Raw genomic sequence first — 15,707 nt, 5'->3', positions numbered from 1 at the left:
GTAAAAACCGTGCTAGACAGTGCGGTTTTGCTAATTTATATACTTCTATTAGCAAGGTAAATTAACTTTTGATTATAAATGAAAAACCCAAGTATTTTAGATGTTGCCCTTCTTGGTTTAATTCATCAGCAATTAATGGGTGTTGCGAAAGCCAAGTTTTAGGTAATGAAAGTGTTAACTGTTTCTGAATAACATCAACATGATAATCTGGTAATACGTCATCACTTCTGCGACGGCATAGAATAATAGCGAGTCGCAATACAATTAATAATTTTGTTGCCTGCTCCATATCAATAGCTGACTGTTCAACTAATAATTTATGGTCAATATCACCTTTATATAAGGTAACCAACATCACTAATAATTGCCGGTCGGTATAGCTAAAACCGGCTAAATCAGCGTGTGTTAAAATATAAGCAGTGTGACGTTGATGGTATTTATACTCTAATAACAAACCTACTTCATGTAAGTCACAGCTTGCTAATAGAATATCAAAAGCATTGTCTTTGCTTAACTGCCACGACAAGCTAAGTTGTTGATAAAGTTTTTTAACTTTCTGCTTAACATGGTTTGCATGCTTGGTATCAGTGTGAAACCTTTGTGCTAGTGCATTTATTGTGCGTTGACGAATATTAATTTGTCGACTATTCGGGAGTATTTCATAGAGTAAGCCTTCGCGTAATGCGCCACTTGAAAGCGACAACTTTTGCAAAGAGAACTGCTGAAATAAAGCAATCAAAATAGCGAGGCCACTAGCAATTACGGCGCTGCGCTCTGATGATAAACCAGAAATATCAATATCTTGAATATTATGAAAACTCAGTAATTCATGTTTAATTTGATATAAAAAATCTAGTGATAGTGTTGGTGGCTTGCGTTGGTGAATCAATATTTCGGCCAGTGCCTGCATAGTGCCAGACCCTCCCAAAGCACATTGCCAACCGATATTACAATAAGTATCACGAATTGGTGCGATGGCGGCTTCTGCAGCTGTTACGGCATTAGTAAAGTTTTCTGTGTTAAGTGTACCATTTGGGAAAAACTGCTGATTAAAAGTAACGCAACCGATATCGAGGCTAATTGCTTTTTTGACTTCAAAGCCATGGCCTGCGATTATCTCTGTGCTTGCACCGCCAATATCTAAAACTAAGCGGTTGTCAGCACTACATGAAGTGTGGGCAACGCCGTAATAAATGTTTTCAGCTTCTTCCAAACCACTTAATAAAGTGATTTTATGGGTCAGTAACTTCTCTGCGGGTGTAAAAAAATCATCTCGGTTTTGCGCTAACCTTAAAGTTGCAGTGGCAACAATTCGAATATTTTTACTTGGAATATCTTGCAGGCGTTCAGCAAAAAAGCTTAAACACTCTAAGCCCTTCGCAATAACACTCTCAGATAATATGTTGTTGCTGTTTAAACCTGAAGCTAGGCGGACTTTACGCTTAACTTTATCGACAACTTGCACGCTATTGGCAAGTTGTCGAGTAATTAGCATATGGAAACTGTTAGAGCCCAAATCGATCACCGCGTACAGAGGCGATAAAGACTCTTCCTCGGTGTTCGTCATCAGCTAATTATTCCTTTGCGTCCTATTACCTGCATTACGATTTCGATTCTGACCACCGTTATGAGGTTTATGACGACGTTGACGAGGTTTAGGTCTCGGCAAATCAGTCAATAAGGCTTCATGATCATACTTACTGACAGGTAAGGCATGTTCAATATAGGTTTCTATAGCAGGTAAGTTAAATACATATTGTTCACAAGCCAAACTAATCGCATGCCCTGTTGCACCAGCTCGGCCTGTACGACCTATACGATGAACATAATCCTCACAATCATCTGGTAAATCGTAATTAAATACATGCGTAACAGCTGGTATGTGTAAGCCACGAGCTGCAACATCAGTAGCAACTAAAATATCTAATTGCCCCGCGGTGAATTGCTCTAAAATTTTAAGACGTTTTTTCTGGATGACATCACCAGTTAATAGCCCTACGCGAAGCTTATCAGCGTCAAGGTGTGCATGTATTTTTTCACAAACATGTTTAGTATTAGCAAAAATAATAGCTTTTTCTGGCCAGTCTTCTTCAATAAGCGTTTGCAATAAAGGCATTTTATCTTCGTTTGAAGGGTAAAATAATTCCTCAGAAATGCGCACATTGGTTTTTTGATCAGGTTCAACTTCTACACTGTCTGGATCATTCATATGCTCGAAGGCTAACTCTTTGACGCGGAATGATAAAGTTGCAGAAAATAACATGCTCAAACGGTCGGTTGCTGCCGGCATTTTGCCAAACATATAACGAATATCTTTAATAAAACCTAAATCGAACATGCGATCTGCTTCATCAAGTACCACAGCTTCGATATTGTTAAGGTTGTAAATGCCCTGCTTTAAATAATCAATTAGGCGTCCACAAGTGCCGATTAAGATATCAACGCCTTGTTCAAGCTCCTGACGTTGACTTTCGTAACCTTCACCACCATAAACACAGCCTAAACGTAACCCTGTACTTTTTGCCATCTCCAACGCGTCGCGATGAATTTGAATGGCTAGTTCACGGGTTGGCGCCATAATAAGTGCGCGTGGTTGATTGTGTTTAACATCTTTCTTTTGTAATAAATGGTGGAATGTTGCTGCTAAAAAGGCAATGGTTTTACCTTCGCCTGTCTGTGCTTGACCCGCAATATCTTTACCGGTCAGTAGAATAGGAAGAGACTTTGCTTGAATTGACGTGCAATATTCAAAGCCCATAGATTCGAGACCAGTAACTACGGTTGGCTCGAGCTTAAGTTCAGAGAACTTTATTTCAGTTAAGTGTGTTTTTTTCATACCAATAGCTTAACAGGTTACGCTATTTAATAGAATCGAGATTTAGCTAAATTGCTTGATAAATTGTAGTATTAGTTGATTTTGAAATTAAATACCCATATCTGTTATATATGATTGTTGGTAATTCGAGATGATGAAGGTATAATCTTAACCAATTGGCATAGTGCCACCATTAATGGAGATATAAATGAGCGATAAAATTGTTCAGTTAACTGATGATAGTTTTGACTCTGATGTAATTAATGCATCAGGCCTTGTTCTAGTTGATTTCTGGGCTGAGTGGTGTGGTCCATGTAAAATGATCGCGCCGTTGTTAAACGACGTTGCTGAAGAATACGCTGACAAGGTGACTGTTGGTAAATTAAACATTGACCAAAACTCAAATACGCCACCAAAGTACGGTATTCGTGGTATTCCTACATTGCTACTTTTTAAAGATGGTGTAGTTGCCGATACGAAAGTTGGCGCATTATCGAAAACTCAATTGAAAGAGTTTATTGATAACAACTTATAAGAAAAAGGTCCGTATATCGGGCCTTTTTGTTTTTTAAGTCAAAGATAAAGCATGTGATCCTTTACCTGTTTTGTTTTTAATGCTAAGTTTAACATTCGAACGAAAAGAACATCTCAAAATATCATACTCAAACATCCTAAATTGCCAAACGGCACAGCATAACAACCTAAATAGTCTAAGAAACCCCCACTATGAATCTTAACGAACTTAAAGAAAAGTCAATTAGCGAACTAGTTCAACTCGCAGAATCAATGAAATTAGAGCACTTAGCTCGTAACCGTAAACAAGACATTATTTTTGCTATTTTAAAAGCTCATGCAAAAAGTGGTGAAGATATTTTCGGCAGCGGTGTTTTAGAAATTCTACAAGATGGCTTCGGCTTTTTACGTTCGGCAGATTCATCTTACTTAGCGGGTCCAGATGACATTTATGTATCGCCAAGCCAAATACGCCGATTTAGTATGCGTACCGGTGATACTATTGCTGGTAAGATTCGTCCGCCAAAAGACGGTGAGCGTTACTTTGCATTATTAAAAGTTAATGAAGTTAACTTTGATCGCCCTGAAAATTCACGTAATAAAATTCTTTTTGAAAACCTTACGCCAATTCATCCGACAAATCGCATGATCATGGAACGTGGCAATGGTTCAACTGAAGATATTACTGCTCGTGTTTTAGATTTGGCTTCACCAATTGGTAAAGGTCAACGTGGTTTGATTGTTGCTCCGCCAAAAGCCGGTAAAACTTTATTATTACAAAATATTGCCCAAAGTATTGCTCATAATCAACCTGAAGCAGAATTAATGGTACTTCTGATTGATGAACGCCCAGAAGAAGTTACTGAAATGCGTCGCCTAGTAAAAGGTGAAGTAATTGCCTCAACATTTGATGAGCCAGCAAATCGTCACGTACAAGTGGCAGAAATGGTTATCGAAAAAGCAAAACGCTTAGTTGAGCATAAAAAAGATGTTGTTATTCTGCTTGATTCAATTACCCGCTTAGCACGTGCTTATAACACGGTGATCCCATCATCAGGTAAAATACTAACGGGTGGTGTTGATGCTAATGCTTTACATCGTCCTAAGCGTTTCTTTGGTGCTGCACGTAATATTGAAGAAGGTGGTAGTTTAACTATTATCGCGACAGCCCTAGTGGAAACTGGCTCTAAAATGGATGAAGTTATTTACGAAGAGTTTAAAGGCACGGGTAATATGGAATTACACCTTTCACGTAAAATTTCTGAAAAACGTGTTTTCCCTGCTATCCACTTTAACCGAAGTGGTACTCGTCGTGAAGAGCTATTAACTAAGCCTGATGAATTACAAAAAATGTGGATTTTACGTAAAATCGTTCATGAGATGGGTGAGATTGATGCCATGGAATTCATGATTGATAAATTAGCGATGACAAAAACTAATAACGAATTCTTCGATTCAATGAAGCGTCAGTAATTTAGACAACCATTGAATGAAAATGCCAGCAATTGCTGGCATTTTTTATTTCTGGTAAATTTAATTATTTGTGACCCTTTTATAAAGGCCATCAAAAGTAGTTTGCCATGTTTTGCCATTATCTTGGCTAACTTGCCAATGTTGGCGAACCGTACCATCTTCGTTTGGTATCCAATGAATTTGATTAATGGTTGTCTGCTGGCTATCGTTAAGCGTTTCGCCAACCATCACCATAGTACCTTGCTTGATACCGCCTCGTAATTGCAATAGTAACCCAGAACTATCCGTCCAAGTTTGGTACCACTTTTTTGTATGTTGATCGTAAATGTTTAAGCTTTTTCCGACATAACCGCTTGGTGAACTGTACTCTTCCAAAATTGTACAGCCGTTGTTTATTTTACTAATACTATTAAACCGAATGACATCGTCAGCCTTACTGGTGACTTGCCACTCACCAAGCCAAAAGTCAAAATCTTGATAATTTTTATCACTGCAATCTGCTGCAATACTTGAATAAGTAAAGAGTGTCATTATTACAATAAGTACTTTTCTCATTAAACTAAATCCTATTAAAGGCATTTTGTCGATTGTAGTTATGCTTGTATGAATTTTATACGACAAACTAAAGTTATTAGTGTAGTATGCGCGTTTTTAAAAATTATGTGTTGTTATTTTAACCAAACTAAAGGCAATTTATGCACCGAATTTATATTTTTTGTCTATTAATATCCCTTTATAGTTCTTGTGGAGCTACCCTTGAATATAAAGCTGATATTCGCATCAAAGTAGTTACAGAAGATACTTTTCCAGTGCAATATTTTGAAAATGGAAAAATATCGGGCCCAGCAACCAAATTGGTAGAACAAGTACTATCTGCGGCAAACATTAGCTATACGATTGAAGTTCTACCATGGGCTAGAGCGTATCACTTAGCACTAACTGAACCTAACATATTGATTTATTCCTTAGCACGTACCAAAACAAGGACTAATAAATTTAAATGGGTTGGCCGAATTATGGCGTTAGAATATTACTTATACGGCTCATTTGATTCAGATATCAACCTAAAAACGCCATTAGCCACTCTTAAGAAGTTTCGAGTAGGGACCGTTCGAGATAGTGCAGTTGACCAATACTTGAGAGCTAACAATTTTAAAAAATTAACGACTGTTGTTCAAGGCACACAAAATTTTAATCTGTTTGAGCAAAAACGCATTGATTTATTTCCTGCCAACCAATCGAGTTTTCAGGCCGTGTGTTTGGAATATGCTTTCAATTGCCAAGCACTTAAACCTCTACATAAACTCGATATATCGTCTATTGATTTGTATATGGCGTTCAGCGAATTAACTGATGACATTTTGGTTGAAAAAGTTCGCATGGCTTATGAAGAGGTTATGCAAAAACGAAAAAGCACCGCTAATTTTAATACGAATCGGAACAAGCTGGATAATGAATGATTCTAATTGGCATTAGGGTTTTTGGGTTTCTTACCGTTATAATAGCTAACAAATTTTTAGTCAAAATCTAATATGAAATATAGTGATTTAAGAGATTTTATTGATCAACTTGAGAAATTAGGCCAGTTAAAGCGTATCAGTCAGCCTATTTCTACTGATTTAACTATGACAGAAATTAGTGATCGTACCCTGCGCCAAGAAGGTCCTGCATTACTTTTTGAAAATCCCATTGATAAAGAGGGTAACCCTCATGGTATGCCTGTTTTAACCAATTTGTTTGGTACACCTGAACGAGTTGCGTTGGCGATGGGACAAGATAATGTTGCCGCGTTGCGTGATGTTGGCAAGCTACTAGCCACTTTAAAAGAGCCTGAACCGCCAAAAGGCTTTCGTGATGCTTTAGATAAGTTACCTCTGTATAAACAAGTATTGAATATGCCTGTTAAGGTAATTAAGAAGCCACTTTGTCAGCAAGTTGTTATTACTGGTGATGATGTAGATTTAACTAAATTACCGATTCAAAAGTGTTGGCCAGGTGATATTGCACCATTGATCACTTGGGGCTTAACCGTTACCAAAGGCCCACATAAAGAACGTCAAAATTTAGGCATTTACCGTAATCAATTGTTAGGTCCTAATAAGGTCATTATGCGTTGGTTATCACACCGTGGTGGTGCATTAGACTTTCAAGAGTTTAAAAAAGCCTTTCCAGGTGAAAAATATCCTGTTGCCGTGGCATTAGGTGCTGACCCTGCAACTATTTTAGGTGCTGTTACCCCAGTGCCTGATACACTGTCAGAATATGCTTTTGCTGGACTATTACGTGGCAGCAAAACAGAAGTTGCGAAATGTATTAGTAATGAACTTGAAGTGCCAGCTAGCGCTGAAATTGTTTTAGAAGGTTATATTGACCCTGAAGAAATGGCGCCAGAAGGGCCTTATGGTGATCATACAGGTTATTATAATGAAGTTGATGATTTCCCTGTATTTACCGTAACCCATGTGACACACCGAAAAGACCCTATTTACCATAGTACTTATACTGGACGTCCACCTGATGAGCCAGCAATTTTAGGTGTGGCACTAAATGAAGTATTTGTACCTATTTTGCAAAAGCAATTTCCTGAAATTCAAGACTTCTACTTGCCGCCAGAAGGTTGTTCGTATCGTTTAGCGGTAGTGACGATTAAAAAGCAATATGCGGGTCATGCTAAGCGTGTCATGATGGGGGTTTGGTCGTTCTTACGTCAGTTTATGTACACTAAGTTTGTTATTGTTTGTGATGATGACGTTAATGCCCGTGATTGGAAGGATGTTATATGGGCGATGACAACGCGTATGGATCCAAGTCGCGACACGGTATTAATAGAAAATACCCCAATAGATTATTTAGACTTTGCTTCACCAGTTTCAGGCTTAGGCTCTAAAATGGGTATGGACGCAACGAATAAATGGCCGGGTGAAACCAACCGTGAATGGGGCGAGCCAATTGAAATGACTAAAGAAATTAAAGACCAAGTTGATGATATTTGGGACGAGCTTAACATCACTTAACACGTTAACTACATTAGCCAATTAATATAATGAAAATCTGCACCGCAAACTTAAAAGCAGAAACTAAGGTAAAGAATTAAATGAATGAGATCACATGTCAGGTAGCGGCACTTACTCCATTAACCGAGTATGTTTATAAGGTGCTGTTAAAGCCAAGCAAGGCGGTTGGTTTTGCTGCCGGACAATACTTGAATTTTGTCATGAGTGACGAAGACAAACGGCCGTTTTCTATCGCAAGTGCGCCAGGCGCTGAGTTTATTGAATTGCAGATAGGCGCTTTTGGCTCAGACAGTTATCCAATGCAAGTGATTGAACGTATTAAAGCCAATACTGAAGTGACCATTGAAATGCCATTTGGTAGCGCGCAACTACGCGAAGAAAGCGAACGTCCGTTGTTATTAATTGCTGGTGGTACTGGTTTTTCTTATATCAAATCTATGTATGAGCACTTAGTAAACCAGAACTCTCAACGCGAAGTGCTAGTTTATTGGGGCTTGCGTGATCCAAGCGCTTGTTATGAACTTGATGAAACTAAAGTGATGATCAGCAAGTTAGCTAATGGCAAGTTTATTCCGGTCATCGAAACACCACATGATGATTGGCAAGGGCGTTTGGGTATGGTTCATAAAGTTGTGATGAATGATATCGACAACTTAGCCGATTATGATATTTATTTAGCTGGCCGTTTTGAAATGGTTGGTGCGGTTCGACAAGACTTTGTTGAACAAGGCGCTTTAGTTGAGCATATGTATGCCGATGCCTTTGCCTTTATCTAAGAGTTTGTTTTAAGGGTGTATTTCATTGTTAAGCTGAACATGCGAGTGTTCAGTTTTTTTATGTGTCATGTAAGTGTAGTAGCTCAAATTGACCTGACACTTTTAAATAGCAGAGCCTAACTAGAACATTGGAATCTGATTATTTGAACGATAACTAATATCACAAAGCCGACTTAATTTAGGCGTGTATTTACCTTAAGAAATAGCCAACTTTGCCATCAAAACGGTCGTTCTCGTTATTTCCTCGCGACCGTATTTAGCCTCAAAACTAAAATAAATATCTATAGCAGTTATTACTTTTAGCTTTCATTACTTCTAAGGACTCCTAAAAAATACACTCTTCATTATTCCTATATATCATCCGCCCGCAATAACATAGCCATTCTAATCCACAGTAAATTCATGATTGAATTTATTTTTCATCTTACAATTATCGTTTTATTCCAATATGATGATTGAATATAGGGACATATCCCTCAGATACTTACTCTTTAGAATAAATAAAGGTGATTAAGTGGTTATTTACACGGTCGATTGGCAAGCATTCTCATCAATTTGTACTCTTTGTGCAGTTATTATAGCTCTCTATCCAATTTTTCGAAGTTACTTTAATGATAGAGCTAAAGCAAAAACGCTTCGTGCTCGGATTAAATCTAAGCTCACTAGATTGGAACCAAATATTAGTGAAATTAAAGGGCTTAGAGTGGAAACGTATAAATTACTTGATAATGATGGTTTAAAAAAAATGCTAGCCGAATTTGAAGATATTGCTAAAGAAATTTACATTCTAAAACCTGATGAACAAAGTTTATTTATAGAAATTATTTCAACCTTTGAATTAATTATACCTATCGCCCAAGTTCGAGATTTTAAGAAAATTCCGATTGATGCATTTTCAATGATTGTGGAACAACTGAAATTATTGTTTGGCACTAATGATATGCACTCATTGGAAAAGTACGAAATAATCAAAAAGTAATCTATCAGATGATAAATTTGTTACACCTTGGCAGAAACTACCTTTTTAGACTCCAAAGCCAGCATTAGCAGTTTCATGATAAATGACCGTTTTGGTGGCTTTACGACTGTCTGCTTTAATTAAAATCTATAAAATTAAAGAGTCAGACTGAGCTTAAGTTACAACATATTAAACCAATATAAATTAACCGCTGGTATTAGCGCCCTCAACTTTTGCCTTGGCTAAGTAATTATTGGCTAAAACCACAAAGTCGTTAATCGAACCGTTTAAATTACTCGCTGATATAAATAAATGCGCACCAAGTGCTTGATGCAATACTTCGCTGTGATGCATAAAAGCGGCTAAAGGCCCTTTAAGTACAACTCCATTACGTAATACATAAGGTTCAAAGTTTAAAATACCTTGTTCAAAAGAGATCAGTTGCTGCTTAATACAATATTGCAGTAATGGTTTTTGCTCGTGGATCATTCTATTAGCCAAACGCAATGATATATTCTCAGCGATTGAATCTATAGCGGCCAATTTTACACCAACATAGTTTAGTTCTTCTTTAGCTATACCTATGGTATTAGTAACACAGTGGATGTTGCTGATTTGTTGCCAGTTAAACTGCCACCTACCATGACGGTGATTAAAGGTTAGTATTTTTGGCGCCAAAACTAAACTGTGCTTAGGCTCAACTAGCTTAAGTAAGCCAATGAAAATAGCCACCAAGCATGCCAGTAGCATAAACATGAGTGGCAAGCGTGCTTGCAACCAAAAGTAGCTGCAAAGTGTTGCTACAACTAATAATGCAATAAAACCCATTAACGTTATGAACAAACCATGATGTCGTGCAATCGCTTTAATCTTTATGGTTTCTCTGATGTTTTTAACAGGTGATACCATAGCTTGATTATTACTTTATAAAGATGGGTTAATGGTTATATATTACGCATTTTTTGTCGCTTAGGATATAATACGCGACGAACATGGAGATAATCTATTCAATGATAATCCCAAACTTAATTAATAATCGAATAAAAGGAAATTAGCTTTATGGCTAAACATAAACAAAAGAAAGCTCAGTATATTAATGCTGAAAGTGAATTCGGACGGGGTGTTATTAAAGATAACTTTCTCGCGGCACTAGTAACTTCTAAGCTCTATAAGCAGCAAGTGGTTAGTGCTAAAAAAGGTAAAGGTTCGTACCAACGTAAACAAAAGCATAAGGGACAAGAGTCCTATTTAATAGCGGCTTAATACGTCGTTATTAAATAGGGCTTTTAGATGAATATGCTATGGCTAATTTTCAACTTAACATCGTTGAAAGTCGCTAAAGTAGAAAACTACATTGTACTCTTTCGCCTTGTTATCTTTAAAATTAGCCTATAGCCGAGACGTTTAAAACTTCTCAATATTTATGTATGAATTTTTCTTAACACTTGATTCGCTTTCTCATATTCGCTTTGTTGCTCTAACACTAAAGCGAAAGCTAATAAATCTATCTTGTCGTATGGTGAACCTTCAAGGTTTACTAAGCTATTAAAGGCTTTTTCTGCCAATGGCCATTGCTGAGAAAAAACTGCGAAATGAGCTACCAGTGATAACCAAAGGGCATTATGAGGATCGTTATGTAGGTGTTTTTGTGCCGCAGCAACTAATTCATTAGCCTGTGTTATTGGTAAGCTTCTTATTGATTTTAGTAGCTTACTATCAGCACCTTTCTTAACTACCGGTAATAATACTTTTGCCAGTGGCTCGTTAATGTTGTTTTCTGCCAATACTTGACAATAGGCCAATACCACCACTTCATCTTGTTTAACTTTTTTGGCCAGTTGCTGCCAATATTGCATTAAAGCATTGTTATCGTGTTGCTTAATTTGATTATTGAACGCGCCATAAAACGCTACTTTTTGCCATTTCGCAATAGTTTCGCTAGTAATTGCTTTTTGTTTTTTAGCGCTATTAAGTTGCTTAACAACGTAATCGAAACGTTGCTCAATAAGGCTGAGATCAATTTCAAGTGATAACAAGCGAGCATCATGACCAATATGCTTATGGTGCTGATCAATGACTTCACGCGCTAATTGATAGTTTTGCTGACCGATCAGTAATTTTATTTTAATTAAAATTGCTTCCAAACCCGCTTCTTTCAGAGTATCTGTGCTTTTCTCTAGTAGTGCTAAGTAATGCTCGGTATTAGGTTTTAAGGCTTGCTTTTGTGCCGCATCAGCAGCGACTAAATAAGCAATATGCTCTAGTGAAGATGCTTCTGCAGATTTTGCCAGTAAATGTTCTGATTGTTGATAGTCACCTAGCACATAGGCGGCAATGCCTTTGTTTAAGTTTCTCAAAGCGCGGCGACGGCCAGCAAAGGCAATTTTATTCCAAGTGGCAAAGCTAAAATTTAAACTGCCGCGAAAAACTTTTAGTGTGATTAATAAAGCCATAAAAGTTAGCATCAACATGATAGATGCAGTGACTACCGTTGATTCTAAGGTTAAGTCGCCCATCGCGATGAGAATATAACCTTTTTCGTCAATAAGCATTGGGCTTAAAGCGACAGCGGCAAATATTAATAGCAATAATAAAAGTAGTCGTTTCATTATGCGTCCTCTCGCTGTTCGGTCTTGGCTTCTTCATTTAGCTTTTCTTCTGCGGGCGCTAATGTAGCTGGTTCTACTTCGTTTTTAGGCTCAGGAGCTATTGGCGCTTTGTTGTTTGATAATATGTCTCGAATGACGGCCAATGAAACTAATTTGTTTGGGTATGAAACGTTAACGGTTTCATTTTTAAGTACTAATAAAGCTTCGGCAAAGTGTTGATTGCTTATTTCAGCCATATCAAAATAATCATTCAACCAAGCATTGATATCGGTAAGTGATTGGCGATAAATTTCTGTATTGCCCTTACTTGCTGCCCATATCGCGGTTTGTAATTTCAAGTTTAAGTTTTCACGTAAGTTTTGTTGAAAAGTCGGTGACATTAGCGGTTCTACATTACCTGTTCTTCGACTAACGGTAATGAAATCAGCAGTAAATTTGCGCCATGACTTAGCTAAATTTTCACGCCAATCACTAGTATTCTCGGTTAATTCTAAATCACTTTTTTGTTCACTACTGCTTGGAATATTTACCATAGCTAAAGGGAGTTGCTTAGACTGGTGCGCAAGTGCCATTAGCTTTAACATCACTTCGTCAGTATTTAATTTTGGCAGCAATTGCAAGCTAGCAATATCTTGTTGAATAGTTTGGCGTAGCGATAAGAATTGCTGATCATTGAGTTCTTGAATGCGGCGTTCAGCGTCACGTAAAAGGCCAATGGCAGCCGTAGTATCTTTTTCTAACCATAAGCTGCGTGATGCCACACGAATTAAATATTCTGCTTCATGCAATAACCAATCACTAGGCTGGCTTTGACTTAAATTCGCCATTTGTTGCTCAAGTTGAGCCAACTGTTGCTGAAGTTGCTTAATATTGCTTTCAGTATTACGTTGCACATTAGCTTCAATAGTTTTTAACTGTGAATTGTTTTGCTTTTTTTGTTGTAATAACTGTTGTGAAACTTTTGTTCGGTTTAACTGTAATTGCTGCTGAAATTCATCACTTAGCTGTTGAGAAAATTGCGCTTTTTGCTGTTCATTCCAATAGTAATGCCCGGCACTTGCGGCAATAGCTAATAAGGCAATGAGTAATGCAACAACGGCTGTTTTGGATAATTTGTTTTTTTGTTCTATTGCGTTATTATCACGCGCTTTTGGTGATGTGGCTGCAGAAGTTTTTTTCACTGGTGCTTTACTCATATTACTGGTTGTATTAATTGCTGGCTTTCGTTCGGTGCTAGTGTCAGCGAGTTTCTCATCTTGCAACTTAGGTTTTTCATCAGCAGATGAAGAAGAGAGATTAATGGAAGCAGATAAACCTTGTTGATTTTCTGTATCAATAGCAGAAGGGCCACTTGGTGTTGCCGTTTTATCGTCTGAAGGTTTGTTTGGCTCTGATTTTTTTTTATCGCTCATGAACTGATCCTATCTTCTCTACGCAAAGTAAAACAACAAAGTTAATTAGATTGGTCTTACATGTTGGGCGCTGATGCTTTTTATTCAAACGCTTATAAAGTGAGTGAAGATAATGCAGCGGTAACTGCTTGCTTGTTCGCGCCATGAGCATTAATCACTCGCTTTAGGCCTAAGTTTTTGGCTTTATCAGCGATTCTGTTGCTCGCAACAAGCCAAATACAATCTTCTTGCCAATAAGTGTCTGAATCTTTAATTAAGTTTACTATGAATTCGAGTAAAGCGTTACTGGTAACTAAGATACAATTTATCTGTTGTTGTTGCCATGTTTTGATGAACTCAATTGATGAATTTCGCCAAACGCGTCGATAACTTTCAAAGTAATTTACTGATGCACCGCGATTAGACAATTCTTCTGCAATTAATTCTCTACCACCATCACCTCGAATAATAAGTACCTTTTTAGCCCGAACATTTTGTAATGACGCTAAAGCGAGTAAACCTTCGCTGTCATGCTGTTCTGGCATAACGGCGCTGACACCAAGCGTTTTTAGCGCTTGCAAAGTCGCACTTCCCACGGCGATAACTTCTTGTTGGGGCCATAAGGAAATAGGTTTTAATTTATTGGCAAACTCAACGGCGGCTACGCTAACAAAAATAAGAATAGGTTTTACTAGTTGACGCTGCAGTGCTGTTAACGTCGAAAGAGTGTCGTTGGCTTGGTAATCAAAAAAAGGCTGGCAATAACTGACAAAACCTTGGTTATTGAGGTGTTGTTGAAGATCACGCCCAGCAGATTCCGGGCGTGTAATTAAAATATTAAAGCTATTGTTGGTCATAAACCTGGCTAAGAATTTTATCAGCACCATCGGCTAACAAAGTTGCTGCTAGGTCAGTGCCTAATTTTTCAGCATCTTGGGTTTTTCCGCGTACTTCGCTGGTAAGAATTTTACTGCCGTCTACAGCGCCAACTAAGCCTCGTAAATAGATTTCTTGATTTTCAATAATTGCGTAGCTGCCAATTGGCACCTGACAACCGCCTTCAAGCGCTCTATTCATTGAGCGTTCAGCAATAACACGAATACGTGTTTCTTCACAGCCTAATGGCGCAAGTAGCTTTTTAATGGTTTCATCTTCAGTGCGACATTCAATACCAACAGCGCCTTGGCCATTTGCTGGTAGCATAACTTCTGGGGCAATAAATTCACGAATACGTTCAGGCATTTCTAAACGAATTAGCCCAGCAGCGGCCAAAATAATGGCGTCATATTCATTGTTATCAAGTTTCTTAAGGCGAGTATTAACATTGCCACGTAAATCTCTAATGATTAGATCAGGTCGTAATGCTTTAATTTGGCACTGTCTACGTAAGCTTGATGTACCAACCACTGCGCCTTGCGGTAAATCAGCAAAGCTTGCTATGTTATTTGAAACGAAAGCATCACGAGGGTCTTCACGTGGGCAAATAACTTCTAAACCTAAACCTTCAGGAAACTCTACAGGTACATCTTTCATTGAATGAACAGCGATATCGGCACGATCTTCTAACATCGCGACTTCAAGTTCTTTAACAAATAAACCTTTACCGCCAACCTTAGCTAATGGCGTATCAAGAATAATGTCACCTTTGGTGGTCATCGGTACTAATTCAACATTAATACCAGGATGAAAGTGCTCAAGTTGAGCTTTCACATATTCTGCTTGCCAAAGTGCGAGGGCACTTTTTCGGGTTGCAATACGAACAGTTTGTTGAGTCATTTCAGTTACCTTATATACTAATTTATTGTGCAGACAGGACGATAGTTTCTTCTGCTTGTTTGCTGACTGCGTCAGATAAAAATTTCCATAACTCATCACCGCCGCGTTTATCAAGCCACTGGTCATTTTCAAAATGAAAGTGGTGACCGTTAAATTTTGTTGCTACCCATATCTCATGTAAGGGAGCTTGTTTGTTAATAATGATTTTAGTCGCGTTCTTAAAGGTTAGGGTAAGTAAACCACCTATGCCTTCAAAATCGATATCACAGCCGGTTTCTTCGATGGCTTCTTCTATCGCTAGTAGAATATCGTCAGCGGCTAAATTATATTGGCTATCATTCATTAACTCTTCCTTTCTACCTAAGTATTATGATTGTTTAAT

At 37.9% G+C, this 15,707-nt stretch carries 16 protein-coding genes; 7 read left to right on the top strand and 9 right to left on the bottom strand.

All coding sequences use genetic code 11. The features are described 5' to 3' along the window. Positions 1–61: 61 nt before the first annotated feature. Both B7C41_RS17015 and rhlB read right to left on the bottom strand, forming a co-directional pair. On the bottom strand, positions 62–1,567 hold the full coding sequence (locus B7C41_RS17015; RefSeq protein ID WP_085300152.1) for a Ppx/GppA phosphatase family protein: 1,506 nt from the start codon (positions 1,565–1,567) through the stop codon (positions 62–64). 3 nt (positions 1,568–1,570) lie between these two features. After that, complete coding sequence (gene rhlB, locus B7C41_RS17010) at positions 1,571–2,836, bottom strand: ATP-dependent RNA helicase RhlB (RefSeq protein WP_085300151.1); 1,266 nt, start codon at positions 2,834–2,836, stop codon at positions 1,571–1,573. A 187-nt stretch (positions 2,837–3,023) separates the two neighbouring features. Between rhlB and trxA the strand changes: the two genes are divergently transcribed. Next, positions 3,024–3,350 (top strand): thioredoxin TrxA, encoded by a 327-nt coding sequence (gene trxA / locus B7C41_RS17005; protein WP_085300150.1) that lies wholly within the window; start codon positions 3,024–3,026, stop codon positions 3,348–3,350. Between the two features lie 191 nt (positions 3,351–3,541). Further along, complete coding sequence (gene rho / locus B7C41_RS17000; RefSeq protein WP_085300149.1) at positions 3,542–4,801, top strand: transcription termination factor Rho; 1,260 nt, start codon at positions 3,542–3,544, stop codon at positions 4,799–4,801. Between the two features lie 60 nt (positions 4,802–4,861). Here the strand turns inward: rho and B7C41_RS16995 are convergent, their stop codons facing one another. Next, on the bottom strand, positions 4,862–5,356 hold the full coding sequence (locus B7C41_RS16995) for a hypothetical protein (RefSeq protein WP_085300148.1): 495 nt from the start codon (positions 5,354–5,356) through the stop codon (positions 4,862–4,864). Positions 5,357–5,496: 140 nt separating this feature from the next. Between B7C41_RS16995 and B7C41_RS16990 the strand changes: the two genes are divergently transcribed. The 4 genes from B7C41_RS16990 (at position 5,497) to B7C41_RS16975 (ending at position 9,570) form a co-directional block, all read left to right on the top strand. After that, positions 5,497–6,261 (top strand): substrate-binding periplasmic protein, encoded by a 765-nt coding sequence (locus tag B7C41_RS16990; protein ID WP_085300147.1) that lies wholly within the window; start codon positions 5,497–5,499, stop codon positions 6,259–6,261. 72 nt (positions 6,262–6,333) lie between these two features. Then, positions 6,334–7,815 carry a 4-hydroxy-3-polyprenylbenzoate decarboxylase gene (gene ubiD / locus B7C41_RS16985; protein WP_085300146.1) on the top strand — a complete coding sequence of 494 codons (1,482 nt, stop codon included), beginning with the start codon at positions 6,334–6,336 and terminating at the stop codon, positions 7,813–7,815. An 80-nt stretch (positions 7,816–7,895) separates the two neighbouring features. Next, a complete protein-coding gene (gene fre, locus B7C41_RS16980; RefSeq protein WP_085300145.1) occupies positions 7,896–8,591 on the top strand; it encodes an NAD(P)H-flavin reductase in 696 nt (231 codons plus the stop codon). A gap of 514 nt (positions 8,592–9,105) precedes the next feature. Beyond that, positions 9,106–9,570 carry a hypothetical protein gene (locus tag B7C41_RS16975; protein WP_085300144.1) on the top strand — a complete coding sequence of 155 codons (465 nt, stop codon included), beginning with the start codon at positions 9,106–9,108 and terminating at the stop codon, positions 9,568–9,570. A gap of 183 nt (positions 9,571–9,753) precedes the next feature. Here the strand turns inward: B7C41_RS16975 and B7C41_RS16970 are convergent, their stop codons facing one another. Beyond that, positions 9,754–10,458: a DUF2982 domain-containing protein gene (locus tag B7C41_RS16970; protein ID WP_085300143.1), complete on the bottom strand. Its 705-nt coding sequence runs from the start codon at positions 10,456–10,458 to the stop codon at positions 9,754–9,756. Between the two features lie 150 nt (positions 10,459–10,608). Between B7C41_RS16970 and arfA the strand changes: the two genes are divergently transcribed. Next, positions 10,609–10,812 carry an alternative ribosome rescue factor ArfA gene (gene arfA, locus B7C41_RS16965; protein WP_085300142.1) on the top strand — a complete coding sequence of 68 codons (204 nt, stop codon included), beginning with the start codon at positions 10,609–10,611 and terminating at the stop codon, positions 10,810–10,812. A gap of 158 nt (positions 10,813–10,970) precedes the next feature. Here the strand turns inward: arfA and B7C41_RS16960 are convergent, their stop codons facing one another. The 5 genes from B7C41_RS16960 to cyaY form a co-directional block, all read right to left on the bottom strand. Next, the gene (locus tag B7C41_RS16960; RefSeq protein ID WP_085300141.1) at positions 10,971–12,158 is read right to left on the bottom strand and encodes a heme biosynthesis HemY N-terminal domain-containing protein; all 1,188 of its coding nucleotides are present in this window, start codon (positions 12,156–12,158) and stop codon (positions 10,971–10,973) included. After that, complete coding sequence (locus B7C41_RS16955) at positions 12,158–13,570, bottom strand: uroporphyrinogen-III C-methyltransferase (protein ID WP_085300140.1); 1,413 nt, start codon at positions 13,568–13,570, stop codon at positions 12,158–12,160. The genes B7C41_RS16960 and B7C41_RS16955 overlap by 1 nt, the downstream gene beginning before the upstream one ends. Positions 13,571–13,662: 92 nt before the next feature. After that, positions 13,663–14,406: a uroporphyrinogen-III synthase gene (locus tag B7C41_RS16950; protein ID WP_235839760.1), complete on the bottom strand. Its 744-nt coding sequence runs from the start codon at positions 14,404–14,406 to the stop codon at positions 13,663–13,665. After that, on the bottom strand, positions 14,393–15,325 hold the full coding sequence (hemC, locus tag B7C41_RS16945; RefSeq protein ID WP_085300138.1) for a hydroxymethylbilane synthase: 933 nt from the start codon (positions 15,323–15,325) through the stop codon (positions 14,393–14,395). The genes B7C41_RS16950 and hemC overlap by 14 nt, the downstream gene beginning before the upstream one ends. A gap of 22 nt (positions 15,326–15,347) precedes the next feature. After that, positions 15,348–15,668 carry an iron donor protein CyaY gene (gene cyaY, locus B7C41_RS16940; protein WP_085300137.1) on the bottom strand — a complete coding sequence of 107 codons (321 nt, stop codon included), beginning with the start codon at positions 15,666–15,668 and terminating at the stop codon, positions 15,348–15,350. Positions 15,669–15,707: the final 39 nt, after the last annotated feature.

The sequence above is a fragment of the Cognaticolwellia mytili genome (assembly GCF_002104475.1).
Lineage (GTDB): Bacteria > Pseudomonadota > Gammaproteobacteria > Enterobacterales > Alteromonadaceae > Cognaticolwellia > Cognaticolwellia mytili.
The sequence above is the reverse complement of the archived record's forward strand: the minus strand, read 5'-3'. Positions and strand labels throughout refer to the sequence as shown.

Excerpts from the sequence above, each read along its gene's own strand:
- B7C41_RS16990 (WP_085300147.1), top strand. The coding sequence starts at position 5,497 with ATGCACCGAATTTATATTTTTTGTCTATTAATATCCCTTTATAGTTCT.
- ubiD (WP_085300146.1), top strand. The coding sequence starts at position 6,334 with ATGAAATATAGTGATTTAAGAGATTTTATTGATCAACTTGAGAAATTA.
- cyaY (WP_085300137.1), bottom strand. The coding sequence starts at position 15,668 with ATGAATGATAGCCAATATAATTTAGCCGCTGACGATATTCTACTAGCG.
- rhlB (WP_085300151.1), bottom strand. The coding sequence starts at position 2,836 with ATGAAAAAAACACACTTAACTGAAATAAAGTTCTCTGAACTTAAGCTC.
- fre (WP_085300145.1), top strand. The coding sequence starts at position 7,896 with ATGAATGAGATCACATGTCAGGTAGCGGCACTTACTCCATTAACCGAG.
- B7C41_RS16955 (WP_085300140.1), bottom strand. The coding sequence starts at position 13,570 with ATGAGCGATAAAAAAAAATCAGAGCCAAACAAACCTTCAGACGATAAA.
- B7C41_RS16995 (WP_085300148.1), bottom strand. The coding sequence starts at position 5,356 with ATGAGAAAAGTACTTATTGTAATAATGACACTCTTTACTTATTCAAGT.
- hemC (WP_085300138.1), bottom strand. The coding sequence starts at position 15,325 with ATGACTCAACAAACTGTTCGTATTGCAACCCGAAAAAGTGCCCTCGCA.
- B7C41_RS17015 (WP_085300152.1), bottom strand. The coding sequence starts at position 1,567 with ATGACGAACACCGAGGAAGAGTCTTTATCGCCTCTGTACGCGGTGATC.
- B7C41_RS16960 (WP_085300141.1), bottom strand. The coding sequence starts at position 12,158 with ATGAAACGACTACTTTTATTATTGCTATTAATATTTGCCGCTGTCGCT.
- rho (WP_085300149.1), top strand. The coding sequence starts at position 3,542 with ATGAATCTTAACGAACTTAAAGAAAAGTCAATTAGCGAACTAGTTCAA.
- B7C41_RS16950 (WP_235839760.1), bottom strand. The coding sequence starts at position 14,406 with ATGACCAACAATAGCTTTAATATTTTAATTACACGCCCGGAATCTGCT.
- trxA (WP_085300150.1), top strand. The coding sequence starts at position 3,024 with ATGAGCGATAAAATTGTTCAGTTAACTGATGATAGTTTTGACTCTGAT.
- B7C41_RS16970 (WP_085300143.1), bottom strand. The coding sequence starts at position 10,458 with ATGGTATCACCTGTTAAAAACATCAGAGAAACCATAAAGATTAAAGCG.
- arfA (WP_085300142.1), top strand. The coding sequence starts at position 10,609 with ATGGCTAAACATAAACAAAAGAAAGCTCAGTATATTAATGCTGAAAGT.